The sequence below is a fragment of the Jejuia sp. G7-7 genome (assembly GCF_055808955.1).
Map to the genome: position 1 here is coordinate 1,024,812 of NZ_JBVVSZ010000001.1, position 25,527 is coordinate 1,050,338.

Consider the following 25,527-nt stretch of genomic DNA (forward strand, 5'->3'; position numbering starts at 1 on the left):
AGTTTTAGACATGAAAAAGACATTATATTTTATATTCATTTTTACTGTAAGCATCAATTTCGGGTATTCGCAAACGTATACTTTTAATTCTTTTCCCACAGTACCAAGTTCTCGTTATACACTTGCTGCTAATAAAGCACATAGCATTCAGTTAAGTGTTTTTATAGATTCCAACTCCACTTTAAATGGCTTTACAACAACGCTTGATAACGATTATGAGCTTACTTGGGATTTAACTGCATTTAATAAAAACGAATGGGTAGACTTAAAACACGATTTTACAACAACAAGTGAATTAGTAGATCCCATATTTAAAATAGAAATAATTGACGACAATACTACAGGAACTGGATTTGGAACGTTTTACATAGACAAAATAAGAATCTTTGATAATTCAGCATTATCTATTGATGATGTTAATAATCAAATTAGCATAGCTCCGAACCCAGTTGAAAACAAGCTTACTTTAAAAAACATACCTGTTAATTCTGAAATAAAACTTTATAATATTTTAGGAACTGAATTTAAAGCCAATAAAACTGGTAATGGAAGTGAATTTAATTTAGACATGTCGAATTTATCATCTGGCGTTTATATTTTGAAAATAGTAAATGATATAGGAAGCCTTTCTAAAAAGATTATTAAGAGATAATTAGCTGACTACTTACTTTTGTCTATTGTAAAACTAGCTATTTCAATAGGTGCTTTAGCGAGATTATTCATCATCTCTGGGGTTTTGTTATAGAGCAATTGTATTATTCTATGTGGTGCTAAAACGTATTTTTGTTTAAATACATCGTCCCATTTTTGTAGAATTTGTTTACTAAAAAAACCACCTTCTTTAAATTCACTTTTAGAACTGACTTCATCAACTCGCAATGAAAACGCATACGATTCTAGAGGAATTTCTTTTTTGCCAATACTTTCTAGAATAGTGTGTGTTACTTTGTGCTCATCTTTTGCGAAAACATTGTGTAATGGTCCTAAATCAATTCGTTTAATACGTTTTGGTGAAACTTTTGGCAGCTTTCTATCAATGGTATACGCCATAGCATCCAAAGACATATCTCTATCTGCTACTGTTTTTAAAACCGAATAAATTTCATCTCTGTAATCGTTTATTTTATTACCATCATAATTGAAATACATAAAACAGACGAATGGACGATTATGAGAAACATCATAAAAACTCCAGCTTGTAACTAAATCTGCTTCGTCGTTTTCTGGTACTCCTAAAATTTTACCTTGTACAAAACGATTAAAAATGTATTGTTTATTTACAGACGAATAATAGACTATAGATGCTGCTTGAAAGAGCTTGCTCTTTTTTACAGGTTGTTTTTTTCGCATAAGCGAATCTAAAAACTCATCTTTTAAAGTCGCTATTGGTGTTAAACGTTCAAGATATTCATCGCGTAATTCTAAATCGTTGAACAAATACCTAAACTCTAGATAATTAGGAAATCCAGAATCTGTTAAATCAACCTTCATATTATCTTCATCATCGTACATGTACTTAACACGCATAGCTTCGATAGAATACAATAACAAATCGCAATATTGTTTAAACAATTGCACCTCGATACCATTACATATTTCTTCTCTTTGAACAGCTACAATTAATTCTTTAAAAGCAAAGTCTACCATTTTATGATAGAATACATAATGCTCTTTGGAATCGAGTATTGCAGAATCTAAAGGTGTTACTATGTGGTTGATTGACATTTATTTAGTATTCGGTAAGTGATTTTTTAATGCTTATTTCAATAATTTCTTAAAATTAAATCTTGCTTTGGTTCTTTGCCACAGAGAAATATTTTCATTATCGTAATTTTTATTTCTTATTTCGACTTTTTTAGTAAGTTTATCAAATTCAAAATATTTTGTTTCCCATTGATAGTTTGATGAATCAAACAATCCAGCAATTTTATTATCATCTTCTTGTTCTATCTTTATCCAATCAAGTGAGTTCATTTTTTTATTTCAGTTAAACAATCTTCAGAATCCAAAATAAAAAACCCCATCCAATTAGCTAATAAACATTCTTTCTCATTAATTTTAGTACCCAAAATAATACTATCTAAATCAATTTCGGATTTTAAAGAATTAGTTTCATTATAAATCCTATAAGCTTTTCCTGATGCAATAATTATAAATTCATTATTGGCTTGTTCTATAATTGCTCTAACTCCTGTTTCTCCACATTCAAAACTTCCTCTCCAAATGGAGCTATCAGATTTTTGAAATTCAATCCACATACTAACTGACCCAATATTTCCGAAATGAAATTCGGGGTAGAATCTGATGTTGGAATGAAATTAAATTCTTTAGCATAACTCATAAATATAAACGCGTTAAGGATTGAAGCGGCATCCTTTTTTGCCATTAAAAGCAAAAAAGATATAGCGGAAAGCCTGACCCCGATTTCTCATCGGGTAACGCCCATGTTATTTTAAGACAATAAATCGTCGTCGTTAGCTTCTGGTTTTGGTTTTCCTGCTGGTTCACCATCGTCTCCTGAAGGTGCATTGGCATCAGCATTATAATAGTCTTCAAAAATCTCTTTCATATCGATACCGTAACGCTCTGCGAAGTTCTTTTGGATCTCGCCATCTTTCGCACGAATTTCTTGTAAAGCCTCGGCATAACTACTGTAAACGCCTTGCATCACTTTCTCGTGTACTGGAATATTATCCATCATATCTTGACGTGCTTTGGCACTTGCTGTATGCATAGACGCTAAAGTTTCACCAATATGCTCATCGGTTTTTACGCCTAAATGCTCTAAAATAGCTGCGAATTCTTGATCGGTTCTGGCTTTTAATGCCACTACGTAACCATCGTAATATTTAAGACGCTCTTCAGTATCTGACTTTAATTTTGCTCGATGCGTTTGCAGATTGCTACGTAAAGACGTTAACACTTTTATAGTTAAATTGTGCTTGTGCACAAAGCTATCCTTACTGGCAGCTAATGTAGTATAAGCGTTTTTAAGACCTTCAAGTTCTTCTACTTTTTGCTCTAATTCGGTAACTTTTGCAATGGCTTGAGCATATTCTGCAGATTGTTTGTCGGCAATATCTTCAAGCTCTTGACGTGCTTGTTTTAATAAAGCATATTGCTCTTCTAACTTCGCCTCTACTTCCTTCTTTTTCTCTAGAGCTTTAGTATGGTTTTTTGAAGCTTCTACAATAGCATCTTTAAGCTTTTCTTCAACTTCTTTAATCTCTACCTCACGATTTTTTAAACGTGTAACTGCTGCTTGAGATTTATATGATAATTCGCTTAAAAGTGTTTGTACATCTGCGCTTTCAATACGTTCTTGAAACATAGCTTTGGCTTTATTGTCTGCCCCTGCTCTAACTTTTTCAGCGTCTTTTAATGCAGATTCTGCTTTGGCTATTTTGCTCTTACGCCCCCATAGGTTATTCCACCACGTATCTGGTTTTGCTTGTGCATCTTCTAATTCGATTTTTGCACGTTCTAATGCTTTTTGAGCATCATCAATAACTTTTTGCTCTGTTGGATTTAACGCCGAAAACTTCTCAAATATAATACCTACCTCATCTTGATAGTCAGTTAAATCTTTAATAGCATCTAAAAGTGTAGTTCTGTCTTTTTCTGCCATGTGTACTACATCATCCAAAGTAGCATTCAATATTTTTTGACGCACTTCTGGATCATCCTCTTGAGACAATTTAGATTTCATAGTGTCAATGGCTTTACCCCAATTAACATCTACTTTCTCAGTTTTTTCATTGGAATTTGTTTCTAATAAATCAAAATCATCAGACATATTATATTTCGTGTTTTAAAGTTGAACAATTTTATGGACAAGCAATTTCGTTAAAAAAGATGACTTTTAAAATTTAATTGGCTTTAATTTATCAGTATAATTTCTAATCAAAAAGTTACAAAAAACAAAAAACAAACAATTATTACGTAGGACTATACATCAAATTAAGTGAGCTAAAACCCTTGAACTCTAATAGATTAGATGAAATCAATATATAAATATGTTAGCAAAATAGTAGATACTGACTTCATTTTTAGTTGATTAGTAAATAAAAAGCATTATATTTGTAATGCTATTAACCTAAATCTTTCATTACAATGCTCCTCCATAGTTTACTTTTTAAACCTATTCCAATTCTCATAAGTCAAAGTCAAATCGTAACAATATTATCTATTGTTGTAGTGTTTTTCTTAATTCTTTTAATCTTAGGTGTAAGAAAATCTTATGTTCTTAAAAAAGAAAATGATAAATTAAGTAAATCCAGTCCCTCTCTACAAAGTGATGAAGACAATAAAGCTTATAAGGATTTTACCGACGGACATATGTATGGTAATAACTAAAAGTAAACTTTACGATAATTCTAATCTTCTTTATTACCTTCTTTTGTTTTATTATTTTTAATATGTAATAATTTTATAGAAGAAAAAAATATCAAGGAATTTGATTTTAATAAAAAGACTCTAGATAATATTGAACTTTTTAATTATAATTTAGGATCTGGACATTTGTATATATAGTAAAAATCAAATGCATACATTTTAACACAAAAAAAACAATTTATATTATAAATATACTGAGTTTTTTATTTATGATATGCTAATCTATCTCACTAGTTTCTTATACTTAATCCGCTTAGGCATCAAGTCTCCGCCCAAACGTTTCTTTTTATTTTCTTCATAATCAGAAAAACTGCCTTCAAAGAAATACACTTGAGAATCGCCTTCAAAAGCTAAAATATGTGTACATATTCTATCTAAGAACCAACGGTCGTGACTAATAACCACCGCACAACCTGCAAAGCTTTCTAAACCCTCTTCTAACGCACGTAATGTATTCACATCAAGATCATTGGTAGGCTCATCTAGAAGTAACACATTACCTTCCTCTTTAAGTGTCATTGCCAAATGCAGACGGTTACGTTCGCCTCCAGAAAGTAATTTTACTTTTTTATTTTGTTCTCCTCCAGAAAAGTTAAATCTGCTTAAATAAGCTCTAGAATTCACTTCCTTGCCTCCCATTAAAATTAACTCTTGCTCATCACTAAAGTTTTGCCAAATGGTTTTTTCTGGGTCTATATTAGAATGTTTTTGATCTACATAAGCTAATTTAGCAGTATCTCCAACTGCAAACTCACCTTTATCGGGAGTTTCTTCTCCCATTATCATTCTGAAAATTGTGGTTTTACCAGCACCGTTTGGTCCAATAATACCAACAATTCCGGCTTGTGGCAAATTGAAGTTTAAATCATCATAAAGCAATTTATCATCATAACCTTTAGCGACACCTTTGGCTTCAATAACATTAGTTCCTAAACGTGGTCCGTTAGGAATATATATTTCTAGTTTTTCGTCAAGTTGTTTCTGGTCTTGACTCATTAATTTATCATAATTCTTTAAACGTGCTTTTTGCTTAGTTTGACGCCCTTTAGCACCTTGACGCACCCATTCTAACTCACGCTCTAATGTTTTCTGGCGTTTAGAAGCAGCTTTACCTTCCTGAGCCATACGCTTCGATTTTTGGTCTAACCATGATGAATAGTTCCCTTTCCAAGGAATCCCTTCACCTCTATCTAACTCTAAAATCCAACCTGCTACATTATCTAAAAAGTATCTATCGTGTGTTACTGCAATTACAGTTCCCTTATACTGTGCTAAATGGTGTTCTAACCAATGAACAGATTCAGCATCCAAATGGTTAGTAGGCTCATCTAAAAGCAATACATCTGGTTCTTTTAAAAGTAAACGGCATAAAGCCACACGTCTACGTTCACCACCAGAGAGCACTCCAATTTTTTTATCGCCATCTGGAGTGCGCAACGCATCCATGGCTATTTCAAGCTTAGTATCTAATTCCCAAGCATTTGCTGCATCAATTTGATCTTGCAATTCTGCTTGACGATTCATCAATTTCTCCATTTTATCTGCATCAGAATATACTTCCTCTAATCCAAACTGTTCGTTAATTTTATTGTATTCGTCAAGGATAGCAACAGTTTCTGCAGCGCCTTCACGAACTACTTCCATAACCGTTTTATCATCATCAAGCTTTGGCTCCTGCTCTAAATAACCAACAGAATAATCTTGTAAAAAGGTTACATCACCTTGAAAATTTTTGTCAACACCTGCAATAATTTTAAGCAAAGTAGATTTCCCAGAACCATTGAGTCCTAAAATTCCAATTTTTGCTCCATAAAAAAACTCAAGTAAATATTCTTTAAAACAGGCGTATTTGCCCCAGAAAATGTCTTGGTTAAACCAGACATTGAAAAAATCACTTTTTTATCGTCACTCATTTGTTATAAGTTGTAATTCGTTAATTTATAAAATTGTAAGTCCGCTATACCCTTCCTTTTAATGCATTAAACACCCATGCAATAGCAAAAAAGCCAATACCAACAGTTGCAAAGCCCCAACCAGCAACATCATCATATCTGTATGCGCCCATTAAAATGAGAACAACACCCATAATTATCATTAGAATTGTTGCCCAAGCTAAAACTGTATTTTTATTCATCGCCATAATCTTTTCTTTTTATTTGGTTGAAAAGCAAATATCGTAGTTTTTAATAAAAAAACTTCTATTTACCCCATTTTTGCTTAATAACTTACCAACACTATCTTTACTGAATCATCTTTCAACACTTTTCTTACGTCAAAAAAGGATTTAAACGTACTTGAATTTCCTAAAATCCAGATGTACTTATCTTTTTTAGGAAATTCTTTTTCCATTATCGAATAATTTGAAAAATTTGAAGAAACCCCTATTTCTGGTTGTAATTGAAGTATTTTTTTAATGTATATCAAAGTGTCTCGCTTTTTGTTTTCATCTAAAGCATTAAAATATGGTAAATAATAACTTGTTTGATACCCTGAATTAGTAAAAACAGAAAGTGTGCTTGGATATCTTGATTCTATTAATACATCGCCCTTTTCAATACTCATCAACTTTAACTCATTATCAATTTTAGTAAAAATAGCATCACTATTTGAAGGTGTTAGGTTTTTTATATCAAGCCATAACTTGGTTTTCTTATTCTTTATATAAGTCAAATAATTACTAAAAGAAAGGTTGATAGATTTTGCTGGAGGGTGATTGACATCCAATATATTTAAACTATCGATGTAAACCAAATCAATCTCTAGTCCATTAAAATAGTTTTGCCCAAGCTTTAATCTTTCTAAATCATTGGCACGGTGTCCCCAAATTTTTGTTGAATAATAACCAGAAAATTGCACTTTATATGTTGAAAAATGATTGATAACAACCAAAAGAATTACCAAACATATTGGTACAAGAAACAAACCCAATTTATTCTTCTTCCTTATCATAATCTATTCCTTCTCTTACAAGTCTGGTTTTCTCTATAAAATTAGAGCTTATTATACTTTTATTTGGTTCGTACAAATTATGAGAAATCCCTAACAAATCGGTAAAAGTATGCTCAAAATCTTCAAGATTATATTTTCTATCTAAATATCCTCTAATTTCACTACTATTTATTTTAAGAGAATGTTTAGGTGATAACCAAAGTAAAAAAGGAACTTCATACATAGGGCGTGTGGCATTAAACTCGTCATGGCCTACACTATCGTAGCTAGTATCATAAACATCGTCCCCATGATCAGAAAAGTAAATTACAGAACTATCGTCTGCTATTTTCTTAACCATATCTATAATATTTCTAACTATATAATCATTATATAACACAGCGTTATCATAATAATCAATAACTTCTTGATTTGATTTTTTGAATAATGAACCTTCTTCATAGTTATCTTTCGTAAAAACATCAAAATCTTTGGGATACCTATAATTATAACGACTGTGAGTACCCATTAAATGTATAAAAATCACCTTTTGGCTACCACCATCTTTTAAAATTTCTTCTAATTTATTAAATATAATCTCATCATAAATAGTAGCAGAATCACCATCTCCGGCCAGAAAATATGTGTTGTGTGCAGCCGAGCCAATTACTGTCGCTACAGATTCATGTAAACCTGTAGCTTTTTGATTGCTCAACCAATACGTTTCAAACCCAGCCATATTAGCAAGTTGAACTACAGAAGCATTATTTTTTTTATTACTATTTAAATAATCCGAAAAAGTTAAAATCTTATCCAATGACAGAATGGTATGAACATTAGGAGCTATAACGTCTTTAAAAATGTATAATTGATCACTAACTTCTTTTAACCTAGGATTTGTTTCTCTCTCGTACCCATAAAGTTGCATGTGCCAACTGGAAGTCGATTCTCCAATTATAACAACAGATGTATGACTATTTGAAGCATTATTGTCTACTTTTAAATTATTACTGAAAGGCTTAGACAAATTATCTTTAGATAAATTTTTATAGCTCTTATACTCTTTATATGCCACAACACTAGAGACAAATAAATTAAATCTTTGAAATTTGACATAAATAGTACCTACACTCAATAGAATAGCTATTGTAAAAAAAGATATTCTTGTTTTTTTGTTCTTGAAAATTTCCAAATTAAATTTCGAAGCATCATTCTTACTAAAAAAAACAATAAACAACAGTAAGGAAATTGTTACAAAAACAAGTAACAAAGTTACTGAACTGGTGAGATAAACATCCAAAAAACCTATAGATTCTTTTTTATTAGTCTCAAAAATCAAATAAAAAGCAGATGCATTAAGTCTTACACCATAATTAATATAAAAACTAAGTTTTATAAATACCAATAAGTGTAAAATAGATATAAAAAAGCTAAAAACCATTTTCTAATAACATTAGAATAGATTAAAAAAAATAAAGATTGACCAATTAAAGTGATAAGCCCAAAATTTATAAACTCCTTTAATAAGGTTTCAATAGGTATTATAAAAAAGTACCCAACTAACGCTAAAGTTAAAAGCGGAATATATACAAACAAAAAAGGGGACTTTACTACAAAAGATATGTTTTTAATCAAATTAAAAAATAATATAATACATTATTAAAAAAATAAAAAACTAGCTATATATATATAGAATTTGCTTAAGTCATAGGCACTTCAACAATAATAAGTTTAGCATTTTCTTGAGCAGAAATTAAAGTATTCTGAACATCTGAAACTCCTATTGCATCTCTAGCACCTAAACTATTACTGCCAACCAATAGTTTTCCTTCAACAACAAATATATACAATCCGTTATTATGGTCTTTCAAAAAAACATTAATTGATTGTCCGTCATCCAAATCAGCTCTATAGATATAAGCCTGTTGATTAATAGGCAACGCATCACCTATCAATTTACCCTTAGGAGCCACAACCGTTTGCAACCTGTTTTTTTGTTCTAAAATATTAAACTCCCGTTGTTCATAATTTGGCGTAACACCCTTTTCTTCAGGAATAATCCAAAGCTGCAAAAAGTTTACGGCATCAGTTTTACTATCGTTAAATTCCGAATGCGTCAAGCCCGTTCCCGCACTCATCACCTGCACTTCTCCTACTTCAATCGCGCGTTTATTCCCCATACTATCTTTGTGCGATAACGCTCCTTTCAACGGAATTGATATAATCTCCATATTCTGGTGCGGATGCGTTCCAAAACCCATTTTAGGCTGCACCACATCATCATTCAACACACGCAACATTCCAAAATTCATCCGTTCTGCATCTTGATAACTCGCAAAACTAAACGTATGATGCGATTGTAACCAACCATGATTTGCAAAACCTCTAGACTCTGATTTGTGAATTATTGTTTTCATTCTTATTTAATTTTTTCTAATTATTAGTTTGGGCGTTACTGCAAAGGTCGGGCTTTACGTTGCAAGTCCTCGCACCTCCTTTGTCAGGCTGTGGGCTTTCCTCTGCAATCCCTAACGCGCCACTATTTTGTGTTTACTCAACCTTTAAAAAAATCTGCATGGTTTTAAAATCATGCAGATTTATTTTTAAGCAGGTAAAAATCCCATTTTCCCCATTTGAAAATCGCGCATCGCCTCCATAATCTCAGTTTGCGTATTCATCACATAAGGTCCATATGTGGTTACTGGCTCATTAAAAGGTTCTCCCGAAAGAAACAATAACTTACTACTTGCACTCCCTTTTATTGAAATCCCTTCACCATCTTTATTAAACTCAATTAATTGATTGTCATTCAATTTTAAAGTTTCTAAACCATTAATTACCACATCACCTTTTAACAAATAAATCGTCGATTGATGCGAATTAGGCACTTTAATATCAAAAGCTCCACCAGATTCAACATCCAGTATGAAAGCATTTACAGAAGTTTGTGTTTTAATGCGTCCGTAAACACCATCAAGTTCCCCAGCTATTATTTGAACATTCACTTTACCATCATCAGAAATCACAACTCTAAAATCTTCGTTTTTAACATGTTGATAATTAGCTTCAATCATTTTCCTTTCAGCTGGTAAATTCAACCATAATTGAACCCCTTCTAAAACACCGCCTTTTTGTACAAAATCTTTTGTTGGAGCTTCTGCATGAATAATACCGCGTCCAGCTGTTGTCCATTGGACATCTCCGGCATTAACCACACTTTCATTTCCAAGAGAGTCTCTATGTAATTGTTCCCCCTGTATTAGAAATGTAATCGGTTCAAAACCTCTATGGGGATGCGGACCCAAATCAAAAGGGTTATTTTGTTCCGAAATATCATATGGTCCGTAATGGTGTAATAATATAAACGGATCTATATTATCTATCTTTCTTGTTGGTATAGGCTGCCTTAATTCTATAGGCCCCATATTAACAAAATCACTCCGCTCTACTGTTTTTATTGTATTTAGTTTCATAATAATTACTTTTAAAAATACTTTCCATGGAAAGTATTTGATTAAAAAATATGCTATTATTTTATGAGATACTGAAACAAGTTCAGCATGACAAACAACAAGTTTATCATCGCATTTTATCAAGCAGATTACTTAATTGGTCTGCCTCTTCTTCACTCAAATTCTTTAATAATGCCGCATTAAAGTTATTTGGTATAGATTCTAGAAAATCTTTACCTTCTTTAGTTATGGCTATTTTAACCACGCGTCTATCATTTTCTGAAGGACAACGTTCTATTAATTCTTTAGCACACAATTTATCCATTAATCGTGTGGCGTTGGGAGAGCGTTCTAACATTCTATCTTTAATCGTTTGAACATTCAAAGGCTTATTAGCACCTTTCAAAATTCTTAAAATATTGTATTGTTGAGGAGATATTCCAAAAGATTTAAAAAATTCATTTTGATGACTCGTTATCCAATTCGCAGTATAAATAACATTCAATAATGCTTTTACTCTGCTATTTGCAAATTTAGAATTAATATCTTTTGATAAATCTCCCATTTTTTTCAGTTTTGGTCTAGGTTATATGCTCTTTTTAAAAACTTCAACTTTATCCTTCAATGCTGCATTAAACTCATCATTAGTAATCTTTCCCTCTGAGAAATTATCTCCAAACGATGGAAAACTAAAATCCGCAACTATATTTCCACCCATATATTGAAAACGTCCTTTTGCTATTTCTAAAACTGTAGCGCCTCCTCTACCTCCTGGAGATGTCGCCATTAAAAGCATCGGCTTCTTACTCCAAAGCTTTCCGTCTATTCTAGACATCCAATCAAATAAATTTTTAAATACGGTGGCATAGGCACCATTATGTTCTGCTAAAGACAAGACAATACCATCTGATGCTTTTATGAAGTTCAAAAATTTATGTGCATTATCTGGAATTCCCTGTTTATTTTCTAAATCAATACCATAAAGCGGTAAATCAAAGTCATTTAAATCTAAAACTTTAGCTTCAACATTCTCCACTAAACCAGCTGCATATTCAGCTAATTGTTTGTTAATTGATGTTTTACTATTACTTCCTGCAAAGGCTATTATATTTTTCATATTATTCTTATTTATAGTACAAAGGTAGGAATAAAAATATTATATTCCAAGGAATATAATTCCATGTAATATATTTTAACAAATTATTCACTTTTAATACAGGAATAGGTTTCGTAAATTCGTGTAAAATAAACTTCTCATATGGATATCAACTTCAATAAAAACGAAGATCATAATAAACTCCTAGTATCAGAATTACAGAAAAGATTTGCTAAAGTTAGTTTAGGTGGCGGTAAATCTCGTATAGAAAAACTACACAGCAAAGGTAAAATGACAGCTAGAGAGCGTATTGATTATCTATTAGATGCGAAAGCTAAATCTATTGAAATTGGTGCATTTGCAGGAGAAGACATGTATGCGGAACACGGCGGATGCCCTTCTGGTGGTGTGGTTGTAAAAATGGGTTACGTTAAAGGAAAGCAATGTATTGTTGTGGCTAATGATGCTACCGTTAAAGCTGGTGCATGGTTCCCCATTACAGGAAAAAAGAACCTTCGCGCACAAGAAATAGCCATAGAAAATAAATTACCTATTATATATTTAGTGGATTCTGCAGGCGTCTATTTGCCTTTACAAGATGAAATTTTCCCTGATAAAGAGCATTTTGGGCGTATTTTTAGAAACAATGCCATTATGAGCAGTATGGGGATTACTCAAATTGCAGCAGTTATGGGAAGTTGTGTTGCTGGTGGTGCCTACCTCCCTATTATGAGCGATGAAGCTTTAATAGTTGATAAAACAGGAAGCATCTTTTTAGCAGGCAGTTATTTGGTAAAAGCTGCTATTGGAGAAAGTATTGATAATGAAACCTTAGGTGGCGCAACAACGCATTGCGAAGTTTCTGGTGTTACAGATTATAAAGCCAAAGATGATAAAGATGCTTTAGAAAAAATAAAAAATATTATTGATAAAATTGGGGATTACGATAAAGCTGGTTTTAATAGAATTGATGCAAAAAAACCTTCAGAAAAACCAGAAGACATCTTTGGTATTCTTCCTAAAAGTCGCGCCGACCAATATGATATGTATGAAATTATTAAACGCTTAGTTGATAATTCAGAATACGAAGAGTATAAAGCAGGCTATGGACAAACCATAATAACATGTTATGCTCGTATTGATGGTTGGGCAGTTGGTATTGTGGCAAATCAACGTCAGATTGTAAAAACTACAGGTTCTAAAACCAAACCTACCGAAATGCAATTTGGGGGTGTGATTTACAATGATTCTGCTGATAAAGCTACGCGTTTTATTGCCAATTGTAACCAGAAAAAATACCATTAGTATTTCTACAAGATGTAACTGGTTTTATGGTGGGCAGTAAAAGTGAACATGGAGGGATTATAAAAGATGGTGCTAAAATGGTAAATGCCGTTAGTAATTCGGTAGTACCAAAATTCACCGTTATTATTGGTAATAGTTATGGTGCAGGTAATTATGCCATGTGTGGTAAAGCTTATGACCCAAGATTGATTTTTGCATGGCCTAGTGCAGAACTAGCTGTTATGAGTGGAAATTCTGCAGCTAAAGTTTTACTTCAAATTGAAAAAGCTTCACTTGAAAAACAAGGCGAGAAAATTACTCCTGAAAAAGAAGAAGAACTCTTTAATAAAATAAAAGACCGTTATGATAACCAAGTCTCGCCATACTATGCAGCTGCTAGAATATGGACGGATGCTGTTATTAATCCGTTAGATACTAGAACTTGGATTTCCATGGGTATTGAGGCTGCTAACCACGCTCCTATTGAAAAACAATTTAATTTGGGGGTTTTACAGGTTTAAAGAAAAAAATAAAGCGACTTAAAGTCGCTTTTATTTATATGACTAATTATAAGTTCTGATATGATGACACTAATCTTTTAAATTCTGATCTATAACCGTTATCATCATTCCCTCTTCCTGCTTTAGCTAACCTAACTACATTCTCAATAGTAGAATTGTTATGATACTTAGATTGCCTTAATTGCATACCAAATAAAGCTACAGCAGATGCGAATTTTAAATCTTCTGATGCTTCAGAAACTTTATCTTTCTGAATGTGAATCATTTCAATACTTTTATCCCCATTAGGTTTTTTATAGCGAAACTTAACAGTAAACAATTCATCTGAATAATTATTAACCACTTGTGGCTTAGTATATTTTAAATCTGAAACATCTTTTAAATAATCAGTTTTAACACCAACTGGTACAACTTCATATAGAGCAGTTACAGTATGTCCGCTTCCAAGTTCCCCAGCATCTTTAGTATCATCAACAAAATCTTCATCTTCTAACATTCTATTTTCGTAACCTATCAATCTGTAAGCTTGTACTTTACTAGGGTTAAACTCTACTTGAATTTTTACATCTTTAGCAATAGTAAAAAGTGTGCCTCCAAATTCTTTACCAAACACCTTTTGTGCCTCTTGCATATTATCTATATAAGCATGATTTCCATTTCCTTTATCGGCTAAGGTCTCCAATTTTGAATCTTTATAATTACCGTAACCAAATCCTAATACTGATAAAAATACACCAGACTTACGTTTTTCTTCAATTAACTTTTCCATAGCTTTATCGCTCGATGCTCCAACATTAAAATCGCCATCCGTAGCTAGAATCACTCTATTATTTCCATTTTTTTTAAAATGCTTTTCAGCTAACTTATAAGCTAATTGAATTCCTGCTCCTCCAGCTGTAGACCCTCCAGAATTTAAATTATCCAAAGCTTTTAAAATCTTGTTTTTATGTTTTCCAGACGTTGGTTCTAAAACTACCCCAGCAGCTCCTGCATAAACAACTATTGAAACTTTATCTTGTTCTCTCAACTGATTTACCAAAAGTTTAAAAGCCGATTTTAGCAATGGTAATTTATTCTGAGCCCCCATTGAACCAGAAACATCAAGTAAGAATGTTAGATTTGATGGAGGTAATTCCTCATTGTCATAAGTCTTTCCTTGTAGGCCTATTTTAACGATTTTAGTATCATTATACCAAGGTGTTTTAGCCACTTCAGTATTTATAGAAAAGGGATGTTCTCCTGTTGGTTGTGGATATGAATAATCAAAATAATTAATCATTTCTTCAATTTTCACCGCATCTGGTGCTATCGACATGCCGTTATTAATCATTCTCCTAATATTACTATAAGACGCTTTATCAACATCTATTGAAAATGTAGAAAGTGGAGATAATGTTGTTCTTTCAAAACTATTTTCTTCAATAACAGCATAGCTTTCATTATTTTGAATTCTAAAATTACCTTGATGGGTTGTAATTACTATACAGCCATGTTTTGCTATTTTTCCATATTTATCTTTTGCATCTTTTTTACCATACTCAATTTTACTATCAATATCCGTTTTTGGAATATTTTGAATAATATAATTATTCTCTTTTTTTATTGGTTTGCCATCTACAATATACAAGGGAGATTTTTCTTTATTTTGCTTATTATTCTTGGTTGAAATAAGAATAACGCCATTACTACCTCTACTTCCGTAAATTGCGGTTGATGCAGTATCTTTTAAAACATCTATAGCATTAATATTATTTGGATTAATTTGCTCTAATCTATTATAAGGAGAAACAACCCCATCAATAACTACCATTGGAGTACTATTTCCAGAAATAGACGAAATTCCTCTTATTAAAATTTTAGAAGTAGAACCAGGGTTTCCTTTAGCTCCTGAAACATTAACTCCTGCAATTTGTCCTTGCAATGCTTTTTGAATAGAATTAGATTGAATTTGACTCGCTATTTGATTATGATAAGCTTTTTTCTTTTGACGTTTAATCTCCGAAGCTGATGGTTTGTACGAAGAAATCGCTCCTGTAAAATCAGATTTTCGTTGAGTTCCATATCCAATCACAACTACTTCTTCTAAACTCTGTAAATCTTCTTCTAATGCTATGGATAAAGTCTGTTGATTTTTAATTGTAACTTTTTTTGTTAAGAATCCTAAGTAAGAAAATATTAAAACATCATTTGATTTTACTTTTATTTCATACTTACCATCAAAATCTGTTACCGCGACTTGTTTACTTCCCTTTACTATAATATTTACGCCAGGTAGTGGTATATTATCACTTGCCGATGTTACTATTCCTCTAATAAACCGTTCTTGAGATTGTGACTGTAGTGCTATAGCAAATGTAAAAAAGAATAAGAATACTGTTTTCATAATAATTGGTTTTAAAATTTAGTTCAAAACTATAACCAACTACTATTTTATAAAACCAAGAATGAGTAAAGTGTGTTTTTGATTGAGTGAAAACATAAAAAAAGAGACTCTCATATAGAAAGCCTCTTTTAATTATAGTATTCCTGCTTTCGCAGGAATATGTTATTTAATCTCCGTACTAAAAGGAAACAATAACTGCACACCTTTTTTCTGAGATAAACGTTTTACTTCCTTAATTAACTTGTAATTTTCTTCTCCTAATTCTTCAGCTAAAATAGTTTCTTTAGCTTTAGCTAAGCCTAAGGCTTCAAACATTTCGTCAAGATTTTTTTCAAAAACTGGAAACTCTTTTAATTTATAATCTTCAATTTTGGCAGCTGCAGCAGCATATTTAAGCGCTACATCAAGACCTCCTAATTCATCAACTAAACCGTGTTGTAAAGCATCAGTACCTGTCCAAACCCTACCTTGAGCAATTGCTTCAACTTCATCAATTGTTAATCCACGCCCCTCTGCAACTCTTTTTCTAAATAAACCATAAATATCTACAACACCTTCTTTAATAAAATCATGCTGTGCTTCACTTAAAGGTTCAAAAACACTATATGTCACAGCGTTATTATTCGTTACAACTTGCTCAGCATTTATGCCTATATCATCCGCTAATTCCTTAAAATTTGGCAAAGTTCCAAATACACCTATACTTCCAGTAATAGTTGTAGGTTCAGAAATTATTTTATCGGCATTTGCAGCAATATAGTAACCTCCAGAAGCTGCCAAATTCCCCATAGAAACAATTACTGGTTTTACCTTTTTCGCCAATTCAATTTCCCTCCAAATTAATTCACTAGCTAGAGCACTTCCTCCTGGAGAATTGATGCGTAATACAATGGCTTTGATTTTTTTATCTTCTCTTGCTTTTTGGAAAGACTCATTTATTGTAATGTGTCCAACAACACCTGCTTCTCCTTCTCCATATATAATATCCCCTTCTGCATAAATAATAGCAATTTTATTTTTACTAGACTTAGCCTTAAGTTTTGGTGCTACATATTTCGCATAATCTGCAATGGTCACAACTTTTAAATCTTTATCTTCTGAAATACCTACAGCATTTTTCAATCCATTTACATATTCATCATGATAACCGATTTTATCGATTAAATTCGAAGTCATTGCCAATTTAGAAGTTCTAGCTAACAAACTATCTGCAATAACATCCAATCTATCAACAGGAATATTTCTGCTCTCGCCTACTTCTTTCTTTATTTCTGTCCAAAGTCCGTTTAAATAAGCTGCAATTTGCTCTCTATTATTATCACTCATTTCGTTTTCTAAAAATGGCTCTACAGCACTTTTGTATTTTCCGTAACGAATCACTTCCATTTTAACGCCCGATTTTTCTTGAAAATCCTTAAAGTATAAACGTTCTGTATACAAACCTTTAAACTCCATCATACCAACTGGATTGATAAAAATAGTATCAGCTACCGAATTTAAATAATAATCTTTTTGCGTATAAATATCGCCATAAGACATTATGAATTTTCCGGATTTTTTAAAGTGTATCAGAGCATCCCTCAGCGCTTTGGTTTGCGAAATTCCTGCACTAATAAAATTATTATCGATTGAAATCCCTTTTATTTTATCATCAGTCTCAGCATATTTAATCGCATCAATTAAATTGAAAAGTCCGTTTTTATTGTCTTCATTTAAAAAAGGATACTCTTTAAATACCGTTTTTCCGGCATAATCGTTTATCGGGAAGTCTAGTTTTAATTCTAAAACAGAATTTGATTTTACAACAACTACATCTTCAGAAGACCCACCAAATAAAGCACCTAGCAAAAATAGAAACAAGAAACAGATAACGCAAAACACGATAATACCTGTAACGGTGGATAATACTCTCTTTATAAAATTCATTATTATTTAATGTTTATTTATTAGTACAAAAAATGAAATATTGTTACACAACCTTGACTTTTAAATTTAGCCAAATTATCATTTCACTCTATTTTGCAAATCTAGAAAACTTAACCTAAAGAATTTATAACTTTGCGTTTTCATTTTTGATATATAAATACAAGTGATACACATTCACGAAAAGACATTACAGGATTTAGAATTCCAAACGGTTTTACAACAGGTAAGTGAGCTATGTGTTACGCCATTGGGAAATGCTGCCACTTTAAAAATTCTACCTTATAAAACTGAAGAGGAATTACGTAGTGCTTTAAACCTGACGAATGAATACGTATCGTCTTTCTACAATGACAACCGCATACCCAATCATGGCTTTGATACCATTGCCAAAGAATTACAACTTTTAAATATAGAAAACACTTATTTAGAAGTTCATGGTTTGAAAAAAATAGTAGCGATGTCTATTACGGTAAATAATATTGTAACTTTTTTAAAGAATTTTGAAGAATATTACCCTAATTTGAATGCTCATGCATCTCATATTGAAGTCACTAAAGTACTGATAGAAAAGGTAGATACCATTGTTGATCGTTTTGGAGATATTAAAGACAATGCTTCTAATACGTTGTTTGACTTACGACAGTCAATTAACAAAATAAAAGGAAAAATAAATCAAAGTTTTTCTTCTGCTTTAAACACCTATCATAATTTAGAATATCTAGATGATATTCGAGAATCGGTTGTAGAGAACAAAAGAGTTTTGGCGGTTAAAGCCATGTACCGACGTAAAGTAAAAGGTGCCATAATGGGTGGCAGTAAAACTGGAAGTATTGTTTACATTGAACCAGAAACTACGCTACAATACACACGAGAACTCAACAATTTAGAATACGAAGAAAAGCAAGAAGTAATTCGGATTTTAAAGGAAGTTACTGATTTTATTCGTCCATATTTTCCTTTACTTAAAGATTATCAAGCATATTTAATTGATATTGATATGATTTCTGCGAAAGCGAAATATGCAAAATCTATGAACGGTATTTTACCAGAAATCTCTGAAGACAAGAGCATGTACCTCCGTGATGCATACCACCCACTACTCTACTTAAATAATTTAGAAAAAAAGAAAAAACATTTCCGCAAACTTTAGCACTTAAAAAAAACAGTAGAATTATTGTTATTTCTGGACCAAACGCTGGTGGAAAAAGCATCACTTTAAAAACCGTAGGATTGCTACAAGTAATGCTACAAAGTGGAATGTTAATACCTGTACATGAGCGTAGTACTGTGTGTTTATTTGATAGAATATTAAGTGATATTGGAGACAATCAATCTATTGAAAATCATTTAAGCACCTATAGTTATCGTTTAAAACAAATGAATTATTTTCTTAGAAGATGTAATAAAAACACACTATTTCTAATAGATGAATTTGGTACAGGAAGTGATCCAGAACTTGGTGGTGCTTTAGCCGAAACCTTTTTGGAAGAATTTTACCATCGAGAAGCTTTTGGCATTATTACAACACACTACTCTAATTTAAAGATTTTGGCTACCGAATTACCTGATATGATAAATGCCAATATGCTTTTTAACGAACGCACATTAGAACCTATGTTCAAATTAGTTGTTGGGCAAGCTGGAAGTAGTTTTACGTTTGAAGTGGCTCAAAAAAATGGCATCCCTTACAGTTTAATTAATCGTGCGAAAAAGAAAATTGAACGTAGTAAAGTCCGTTTTGATGCGACTATTGCTAAATTACAAAAAGAACGTTCTAGACTTGAAAAAACAGGGCAGTCGTTAAAACAAAATGAAAGAAAAAAAGTGAAGAAGCCGATAAACTTGAAGAAATAAATGCAAAAGTTCAGAGAAAACTGGAAAATTACCAAGAACTCTACGATAGCAATCAACGTTTAATTTATCTCGGACAAAAAGTAAATGATATTGCCGAAAAATACTTCGAGAACAAGCAAAAACGTGAGTTAATGGCTGAGTTATTCAAATTGGTGCAAATTGAAAACTCTAAACGTAAAAAAGTTTCTGCAAAACAAAAAAAAGTTCAAAAAGCCAAAGAGCGCCAAGTAAAACAAGAGGCTGAAAAGAAAGTAAATGTTATTAGAAAAAAGAAAAAAGCAGAAAAGAAAAAAGCTATTGAAGTTCCAAAACCTAAACCTGTTTTAAAAGTTGGAGATAGAGTGCGTATGGAAGATGGTCGAGCCGTTGGAAGCATTGATAAAATTGAAAAAAACAAAGCTGTTGTAAATTATGGTATGTTTACTACAAATGTTGCCTTAGATTTATTGGAACTTGTAGAATCTATAAAGTAGCTAACTAAAATTGGTTAACCAATTTTAGTTATATTTACAAAAAAATATAATGAAAAATAGTTACTTTATTTTATTCATTAGTTGCTTTATTCTATTTTCAACTTGTAGCTCTAGTCCTGATGCACCCATTATTGAGAATGAAAAAGAAGGGGAAGAAGAAACTCCTAAAGATGTTTCCAAAATTATTTGGAAAAATTGGTACCTCTCAATACCAATTAATCGAGGTAACGGCAAAGCAACCTCTATTTTTTATCAAGATATTATTAATGACAAGCTTAATACTGAAGAATCAAAGTACTTTTATAAAAACAGCGACGGTAGCTATACTATGTTTACTAAATTTACTGGATTTACAACCTCTGGTTTATCACAATTAGGGGAAAAATATTGTAGGACAGAATTGCGCGAATTTTGGAGAGGCAACCAAAGCACAAGTGATAACTGGTCTATGACTACTGGCACTCATATTCTAGAAACTACGTTAAAGGTAAATTATGTTCAAGGAAATGGAAGAACAATTGTTGCACAAATTCATGGTATTGAAACACCTGGTTTAGTTGGTTCTCCTGCTACGGTTAAAATCAGATGGAATAGCGGTCAAATTCAAGTAGATCATTATACTAAACCCGATAATAATGAACCTTGGACTAGCAAATATGACAAAAAAGTAAATGTAGGACAGGTTGACAATGAAATTTTTACTTTCAAAATTAAAATAGAAAATGGAAAGTTTTATTATGGATTAATTTGTGAAGCTAAAAATATTAATACCGACTTCACTTTTGTTTTCGATTATGTCAAAAATGGTTACGGATATAATAACTACTTTAAAACAGGTAATTACTTTGGTTGGAATACAGATTATGAGAAAACAGCAGAAGTAGTATTGTATGAAGTAAAAACTCAGCATTTATAAAAAACAGCCAGCACCAAGTTGTTGAATCACAACTTAAGGCACCAACTGCTTTAACTATTCAAAATATTCTTAAAGTTTATTTTCTCCTAATCCCAACTTCGGTACAAATACCAATAAGGTTTCTTTTCGAGCAAAAAGCCTCAAATTTTTTATCTTTTGTCATGTAGCCTTCATTAAACTCTCCCATGTGTTTCCATGTAAAGCCATCTTTAAATTCAAATTGCACTTTAACATCATGTGCTCCATTAGCAGGTTGAGATGCAACCGGAGCAACGTTTTTCTTCACAGTTTTCCAATTGCTATATGCAACAGTATTTGTTCCCCTCTTTTTGTAACGAAAACGAAATCGCACATCTTGACTAATATTATTATCTAAAAATGCATTGGCGTGTACAAAAGGCTTTGTACTACAATCTTCAATTTTATAATCGGTAGTATAGCCCATTTTGGCAAATGTATTATCCTTTAAATATCTAATAGTATATGCAATTGGCACACCTGGATTGTCTCTACTATATACTGCATTTTTACCTGTTATAATATGTTTTAATGACTCAAAACCTGTGGCGTTAACTGCTTCAGAAGCTACTTCGGCATTACCTCCTATTGTAACTACTGTAATACTTGATTTCTTTAAAACCTCATCATATTCAGAATTCACAGTTCCGGAACCACTTGCTGCTCCTGTGGCGTATTCTAATACCAAATCTAAATCTATTGATTTTCTCATGTCTGTAGTTTCCATTCTAAACATAATAATCCTACCATAAGAAACAGAATTGATATAAGCTGGTGGCGTTCCTGATGTTATTTTTGATTCTACTTCTTCATAAGTTACATCAGCTCCAAATACACTTACTGGAGTTTTTGGTGTGTCCATTGTCACGGTATAAAATACTTGTTTATAAACCATTGCAGCCACACGCTTTGTGGTACTACTTTCGTATTCTAATTGTGAAGCTACTGAACCATTTGCCCATTCTATATTCAATCCTACATCTAAACTTAATTGTTTTGATGAATATGAGGTTTCAGCCTGATATGTAGAATTTGAAGCATTTACATAGCCCTCTTGATATGCATTGGCATTCCACCATTCTAATGCATTATCAATACTTGATTGTATATTGGAGTTTCTTGGATCTTCAACTACAATTGTTCCTTCATTGCCCATTCCTGGTAAATCCAATCTTAACGTTACTGGAGCTCTGTCCAAAGTAATTGGATCTGGCATCCCATCAAGCATACCTTGATTTCCAACAACTAATGCTCCTGGCCATAAAATACCATTAGTTGGTCTTAATATGGCAACATCATTAAAATTTGATTCTAAAGTGTAAAATTTAGTATCGCATTTTTGATAATAGCCTTTAATAGGGTTGGTAGTAGATGGTGTTGTTTTATTCAACGTACGTTCGGACGGTGCACCTCCAGTATCTTTTACATTTAAAAGTTTACTGGCATCATAACTTAGGTTTGAAATTAAATCTGAAATTTCAGCAGCTTCAGGATTAATTTTTGGCCCGGGGTCTACTGCTTCTTCGGTACTACATCCTGTAAATGTAAAAAATGTTAGTAAAAAAATTGTTTTTAAAAGTGTTCTGTTTGTTAATAGCTGTGTTTTCATAATGATATATTTTATTGATTCAACACTCCAAACCTAGGTATTAAAACAAGCTATATCTAATTTTTTGAGTGGACAAAAAGGGGACATTAGTCTAAAATACACCTAGATTAACCGCAGGACAAAACATTCATGAATGCAAAAAAATAGTTTTAAATATTTGATTACCAATTACTTAAAATTACAACCAATAACAGCAACAACTATAAAAGCATGGACAAGCGATGGACAAAGGCTTTTATACTCTTATCCATTACTGTAATATGAATTGATATAATATTTAACTTAGCAGAAGCAAATTAACTTTTGAAATAATGAAAAATATAATACTCCTTTTATTTATTTTCTGTTTTAATACCAAGATGAGTTTTTCCCAAAACACAAAATTGATTGACAGTTTAAAAACAGAATTGAATTCAAGAAAAGAAAATGACTCAGTAAAAGTTATGATTCTTACTAGACTTCATGAAAAGCTCATGTTCTCTAAACCAGATGAAGCAAAAAAATATGCGCTTCAAGAATTAAAAATTTCAAAAAAGATTAATTACACCAAAGGTATAGCAGTTGGAAATATGCACATTGCGGACTATTTTGCAAATAGAAGCGAAAATGATTCTGCGCTACATTACTACTCTATAGCAAAAGAATACTTTAAAAAAGCCAATAGCACACGAGGTATCATATTTGTTAACCATTCTTTATCTTCAATTGAAAGTACCAATGGCAATTTAAATAAGGCTATAGAAATATCAAAAGAAAACATTGAGCTGATTAAACTACATGAAAAAGAAGGAGAAGCTAAAACTAAATTTATTGGTGCTCAATACAACGCTCTGGCTAATATTTATATTGAAAAAGGAAACTTTAAAACAGCATTAATATATGCTTTTAATGCTTTAAAATGTTTTAAAGAAATTAGCCATGAATCTAGAAAAGCAGATGCTTTAAAGCAAATTGGAGACATAGAAAGTGGTTTAGAAAATCATGAGTCTTCAATAAAATATTTCAATGAAGCATTAGAAATATACAAACGTTTTGAGGAAACTTTTTATGCAGCTTACACTTATAACTCACTAGGTATATCTTATCAAAATTTAAAAGATTACGAAACTGCTGAAACTTTTTTTGAATTAGCCGTTAAAAATGCTAAAACTGTTGAAGACAAATTAGGAATATCTAATGCGCTACACAATCTTGGAGACATTAAAAGGCGACAAAAGAAGTATACTGAATCTAAAAAAATATTACTAGAAGCTAAGGGCATTGCAGAAGAGGAAAACATTAAATTAGGTAAAGTAAACGTGCTTCATAGTCTTTCAAAAATCGACTTTCACTTTAAAAATTATTCGGGAGCATTAAAGAACAATCAAGAGGCTATAACGATTTCAAAATCATTGGGTGCCATGTCTCATTTGGCAGATTTGTATAAATATCGTTCCACAATATTAGAAGGTTTGAATAAGAATAATGATGCCTTAGAGTTTTTAAAACTCTACCAAACCATAAATGATAGCTTATTTACAACTAAAAAATCGCAGCAAATCGAGGAATTAAAAGCCATTTATGAATCTGAGCAAAAGGAATCAGAAATTGCATTACAAAAACAGGAAATTAAAGCTTTAAGCGTGCAAACTAAAAATGATAAATTAACAAAGACATTATATGGTATTGGTATGATTGCGTTCCTGATTATTGCTGGTTTAACTTATTTCAGTTTTAAACAACGCCTAAAAAAGAATAAAATAGAACGCGAAAGACAAGAAGCTATTTACCAACAAGAAATAGAATTCAAGAAAAAAGAACTTGCTACTCAAACGCTTCATTTAGTTCAAAAAAACACATTTATCCAAGAATTAAAAGAAAATTTGGTAAAAATAAAACAGTCCCCAGAGCTATTTAAAGTAGAATTTAGACGCCTAGTAATGCTACTTAAAAAAGAAAGTGCTGAAGATAAAGATTGGGAGGTATTTAAAAGTTACTTTACTGAAGTTCACAACAATTTTGATCTTAAATTGAAAGCAGTTTATGAAGATATTAATGAGAAAGAAATGAGACTAGCATCTTATTTACGTATGAACCTTTCTACCAAAGAAATAGCATCAATGCTTAACGTATTGCCTGAAAGTGTTTTAAAATCAAAATACCGACTTAAAAAGAAGTTGAATTTAGACAAAGCAACAGATTTAAATCAGTTTTTAAGTGATTTGTAAAGTGGTATCTTTGCAATATGAATTTTGGAGTACCAAACGATAAAAAACTAATACTGTTTGATGGCGTTTGCAACCTTTGCAACAGCTCTGTTTTGTATGTTATTAAACATGACAAGAAAAATTTATTTATGTTCGCGCCCTTACAAAGTGAGATTGGACAAAAAATTACTGAACACCACAACATAGATATTTCAAAAACAGATTCTATTCTATTATATACTCCAAAAAATCGTATTGATTACAAAAGTACTGCTGCTTTAAAAATAGCTTCAAAATTAGGGCTCCCTAGAAATTTAATGGGTATTTTCTTCATTATTCCGGCTTTTATTCGGAATTGGATTTATGATTTTATTGCAAAAAATCGGTACAAATGGTATGGAAAAAAGATGCATGTATGATTCCAACACCTGAGTTGAATAGTAAGTTTTTGGACTAGCTGTTTAAAAAAACTTAAATTTCAAAAGA

The 25,527-nt window shown here is 31.8% G+C and carries 19 protein-coding genes and 4 pseudogenes; 8 read left to right on the forward strand and 15 right to left on the reverse strand.

The features are described from left to right. Positions 1-10 precede the first annotated feature (10 nt). Positions 11-652 carry a T9SS type A sorting domain-containing protein gene (locus tag AC0L5U_RS05050; RefSeq protein ID WP_473414990.1) on the forward strand — a complete coding sequence of 214 codons (642 nt, stop codon included), beginning with the start codon at positions 11-13 and terminating at the stop codon, positions 650-652. 8 nt (positions 653-660) lie between these two features. On the opposite strand, the gene AC0L5U_RS05055 is transcribed toward AC0L5U_RS05050, so the two are convergent. The 4 genes from AC0L5U_RS05055 to AC0L5U_RS05070 all read right to left on the reverse strand — a co-directional run bounded on the left by AC0L5U_RS05055 (position 661) and on the right by AC0L5U_RS05070 (position 3,796). Beyond that, positions 661-1,725 (reverse strand): hypothetical protein, encoded by a 1,065-nt coding sequence (locus AC0L5U_RS05055; protein ID WP_473414992.1) that lies wholly within the window; start codon positions 1,723-1,725, stop codon positions 661-663. A 33-nt stretch (positions 1,726-1,758) separates the two neighbouring features. Further along, a complete protein-coding gene (locus AC0L5U_RS05060) occupies positions 1,759-1,974 on the reverse strand; it encodes a hypothetical protein (protein ID WP_473414993.1) in 216 nt (71 codons plus the stop codon). Then, entirely contained in the window at positions 1,971-2,258 is a 288-nt protein-coding gene (locus tag AC0L5U_RS05065; protein WP_473414994.1) for a hypothetical protein, read from the reverse strand. The genes AC0L5U_RS05060 and AC0L5U_RS05065 overlap by 4 nt, the downstream gene beginning before the upstream one ends. Positions 2,259-2,452: 194 nt before the next feature. Continuing rightward, on the reverse strand, positions 2,453-3,796 hold the full coding sequence (locus tag AC0L5U_RS05070) for a microtubule-binding protein (protein WP_473414995.1): 1,344 nt from the start codon (positions 3,794-3,796) through the stop codon (positions 2,453-2,455). Between the two features lie 317 nt (positions 3,797-4,113). On the opposite strand from AC0L5U_RS05070, the gene AC0L5U_RS05075 reads away from it, so the two are divergent. After that, a complete protein-coding gene (locus tag AC0L5U_RS05075; protein WP_473414997.1) occupies positions 4,114-4,356 on the forward strand; it encodes a hypothetical protein in 243 nt (80 codons plus the stop codon). Positions 4,357-4,617: 261 nt separating this feature from the next. Here AC0L5U_RS05075 and ettA read toward each other — a convergent pair. The 8 genes and pseudogenes from ettA to AC0L5U_RS05115 all read right to left on the reverse strand — a co-directional run bounded on the left by ettA (position 4,618) and on the right by AC0L5U_RS05115 (position 11,892). Then, a pseudogene (gene ettA / locus AC0L5U_RS05080) lies at positions 4,618-6,308 on the reverse strand (energy-dependent translational throttle protein EttA). A 44-nt stretch (positions 6,309-6,352) separates the two neighbouring features. Further along, the gene (locus AC0L5U_RS05085; RefSeq protein ID WP_042243884.1) at positions 6,353-6,535 is read right to left on the reverse strand and encodes a CAL67264 family membrane protein; all 183 of its coding nucleotides are present in this window, start codon (positions 6,533-6,535) and stop codon (positions 6,353-6,355) included. A gap of 77 nt (positions 6,536-6,612) precedes the next feature. Next, positions 6,613-7,344 (reverse strand): hypothetical protein, encoded by a 732-nt coding sequence (locus AC0L5U_RS05090; protein ID WP_473414999.1) that lies wholly within the window; start codon positions 7,342-7,344, stop codon positions 6,613-6,615. Beyond that, positions 7,325-8,458 carry a sulfatase-like hydrolase/transferase gene (locus AC0L5U_RS05095; RefSeq protein WP_473415000.1) on the reverse strand — a complete coding sequence of 378 codons (1,134 nt, stop codon included), beginning with the start codon at positions 8,456-8,458 and terminating at the stop codon, positions 7,325-7,327. The genes AC0L5U_RS05090 and AC0L5U_RS05095 overlap by 20 nt, the downstream gene beginning before the upstream one ends. A gap of 565 nt (positions 8,459-9,023) precedes the next feature. Beyond that, the gene (locus tag AC0L5U_RS05100; protein WP_473415003.1) at positions 9,024-9,740 is read right to left on the reverse strand and encodes a pirin family protein; all 717 of its coding nucleotides are present in this window, start codon (positions 9,738-9,740) and stop codon (positions 9,024-9,026) included. Positions 9,741-9,926: 186 nt separating this feature from the next. After that, a complete protein-coding gene (locus tag AC0L5U_RS05105; RefSeq protein ID WP_473415006.1) occupies positions 9,927-10,796 on the reverse strand; it encodes a pirin family protein in 870 nt (289 codons plus the stop codon). Positions 10,797-10,902: 106 nt separating this feature from the next. Next, a complete protein-coding gene (locus AC0L5U_RS05110) occupies positions 10,903-11,340 on the reverse strand; it encodes a MarR family winged helix-turn-helix transcriptional regulator (RefSeq protein WP_473415007.1) in 438 nt (145 codons plus the stop codon). A gap of 21 nt (positions 11,341-11,361) precedes the next feature. Next, on the reverse strand, positions 11,362-11,892 hold the full coding sequence (locus AC0L5U_RS05115) for an NADPH-dependent FMN reductase (RefSeq protein ID WP_473415008.1): 531 nt from the start codon (positions 11,890-11,892) through the stop codon (positions 11,362-11,364). Between the two features lie 141 nt (positions 11,893-12,033). On the opposite strand from AC0L5U_RS05115, the pseudogene AC0L5U_RS05120 reads away from it, so the two are divergent. Next, a pseudogene (locus AC0L5U_RS05120) lies at positions 12,034-13,676 on the forward strand (acyl-CoA carboxylase subunit beta). Positions 13,677-13,722: 46 nt separating this feature from the next. On the opposite strand, the gene AC0L5U_RS05125 reads toward AC0L5U_RS05120, so the two are convergent. Continuing rightward, a complete protein-coding gene (locus tag AC0L5U_RS05125; RefSeq protein ID WP_473415009.1) occupies positions 13,723-16,059 on the reverse strand; it encodes a vWA domain-containing protein in 2,337 nt (778 codons plus the stop codon). A 162-nt stretch (positions 16,060-16,221) separates the two neighbouring features. Then, positions 16,222-17,985, reverse strand: coding sequence for a signal peptide peptidase SppA (sppA, locus tag AC0L5U_RS05130; protein ID WP_473415010.1), 1,764 nt, complete (start codon positions 17,983-17,985; stop codon positions 16,222-16,224). A 163-nt stretch (positions 17,986-18,148) separates the two neighbouring features. Here sppA and AC0L5U_RS05135 point away from each other — a divergent pair. Both AC0L5U_RS05135 and AC0L5U_RS05140 read left to right on the forward strand, forming a co-directional pair. Continuing rightward, positions 18,149-20,312, forward strand: a pseudogene (locus tag AC0L5U_RS05135) (endonuclease MutS2). 49 nt (positions 20,313-20,361) lie between these two features. After that, positions 20,362-21,228, forward strand: a complete 867-nt coding sequence (locus AC0L5U_RS05140; protein ID WP_473415013.1) for a polysaccharide lyase family 7 protein — start codon at positions 20,362-20,364, stop codon at positions 21,226-21,228. A gap of 76 nt (positions 21,229-21,304) precedes the next feature. Here the strand turns inward: AC0L5U_RS05140 and AC0L5U_RS05145 are convergent, their stop codons facing one another. Then, on the reverse strand, positions 21,305-22,855 hold the full coding sequence (locus AC0L5U_RS05145; protein ID WP_473415015.1) for a thiol-activated cytolysin family protein: 1,551 nt from the start codon (positions 22,853-22,855) through the stop codon (positions 21,305-21,307). Positions 22,856-22,988: 133 nt separating this feature from the next. Here AC0L5U_RS05145 and AC0L5U_RS05150 point away from each other — a divergent pair, with 133 nt between their 5' ends. The 3 genes and pseudogenes from AC0L5U_RS05150 (at position 22,989) to AC0L5U_RS05160 (ending at position 25,498) form a co-directional block, all read left to right on the forward strand. Continuing rightward, positions 22,989-23,114 carry a hypothetical protein gene (locus AC0L5U_RS05150; RefSeq protein WP_473415016.1) on the forward strand — a complete coding sequence of 42 codons (126 nt, stop codon included), beginning with the start codon at positions 22,989-22,991 and terminating at the stop codon, positions 23,112-23,114. A 124-nt stretch (positions 23,115-23,238) separates the two neighbouring features. Next, entirely contained in the window at positions 23,239-25,062 is a 1,824-nt protein-coding gene (locus tag AC0L5U_RS05155; RefSeq protein WP_473415017.1) for a tetratricopeptide repeat protein, read from the forward strand. 17 nt (positions 25,063-25,079) lie between these two features. Continuing rightward, a pseudogene (locus AC0L5U_RS05160) lies at positions 25,080-25,498 on the forward strand (thiol-disulfide oxidoreductase DCC family protein). Positions 25,499-25,527: the final 29 nt, after the last annotated feature.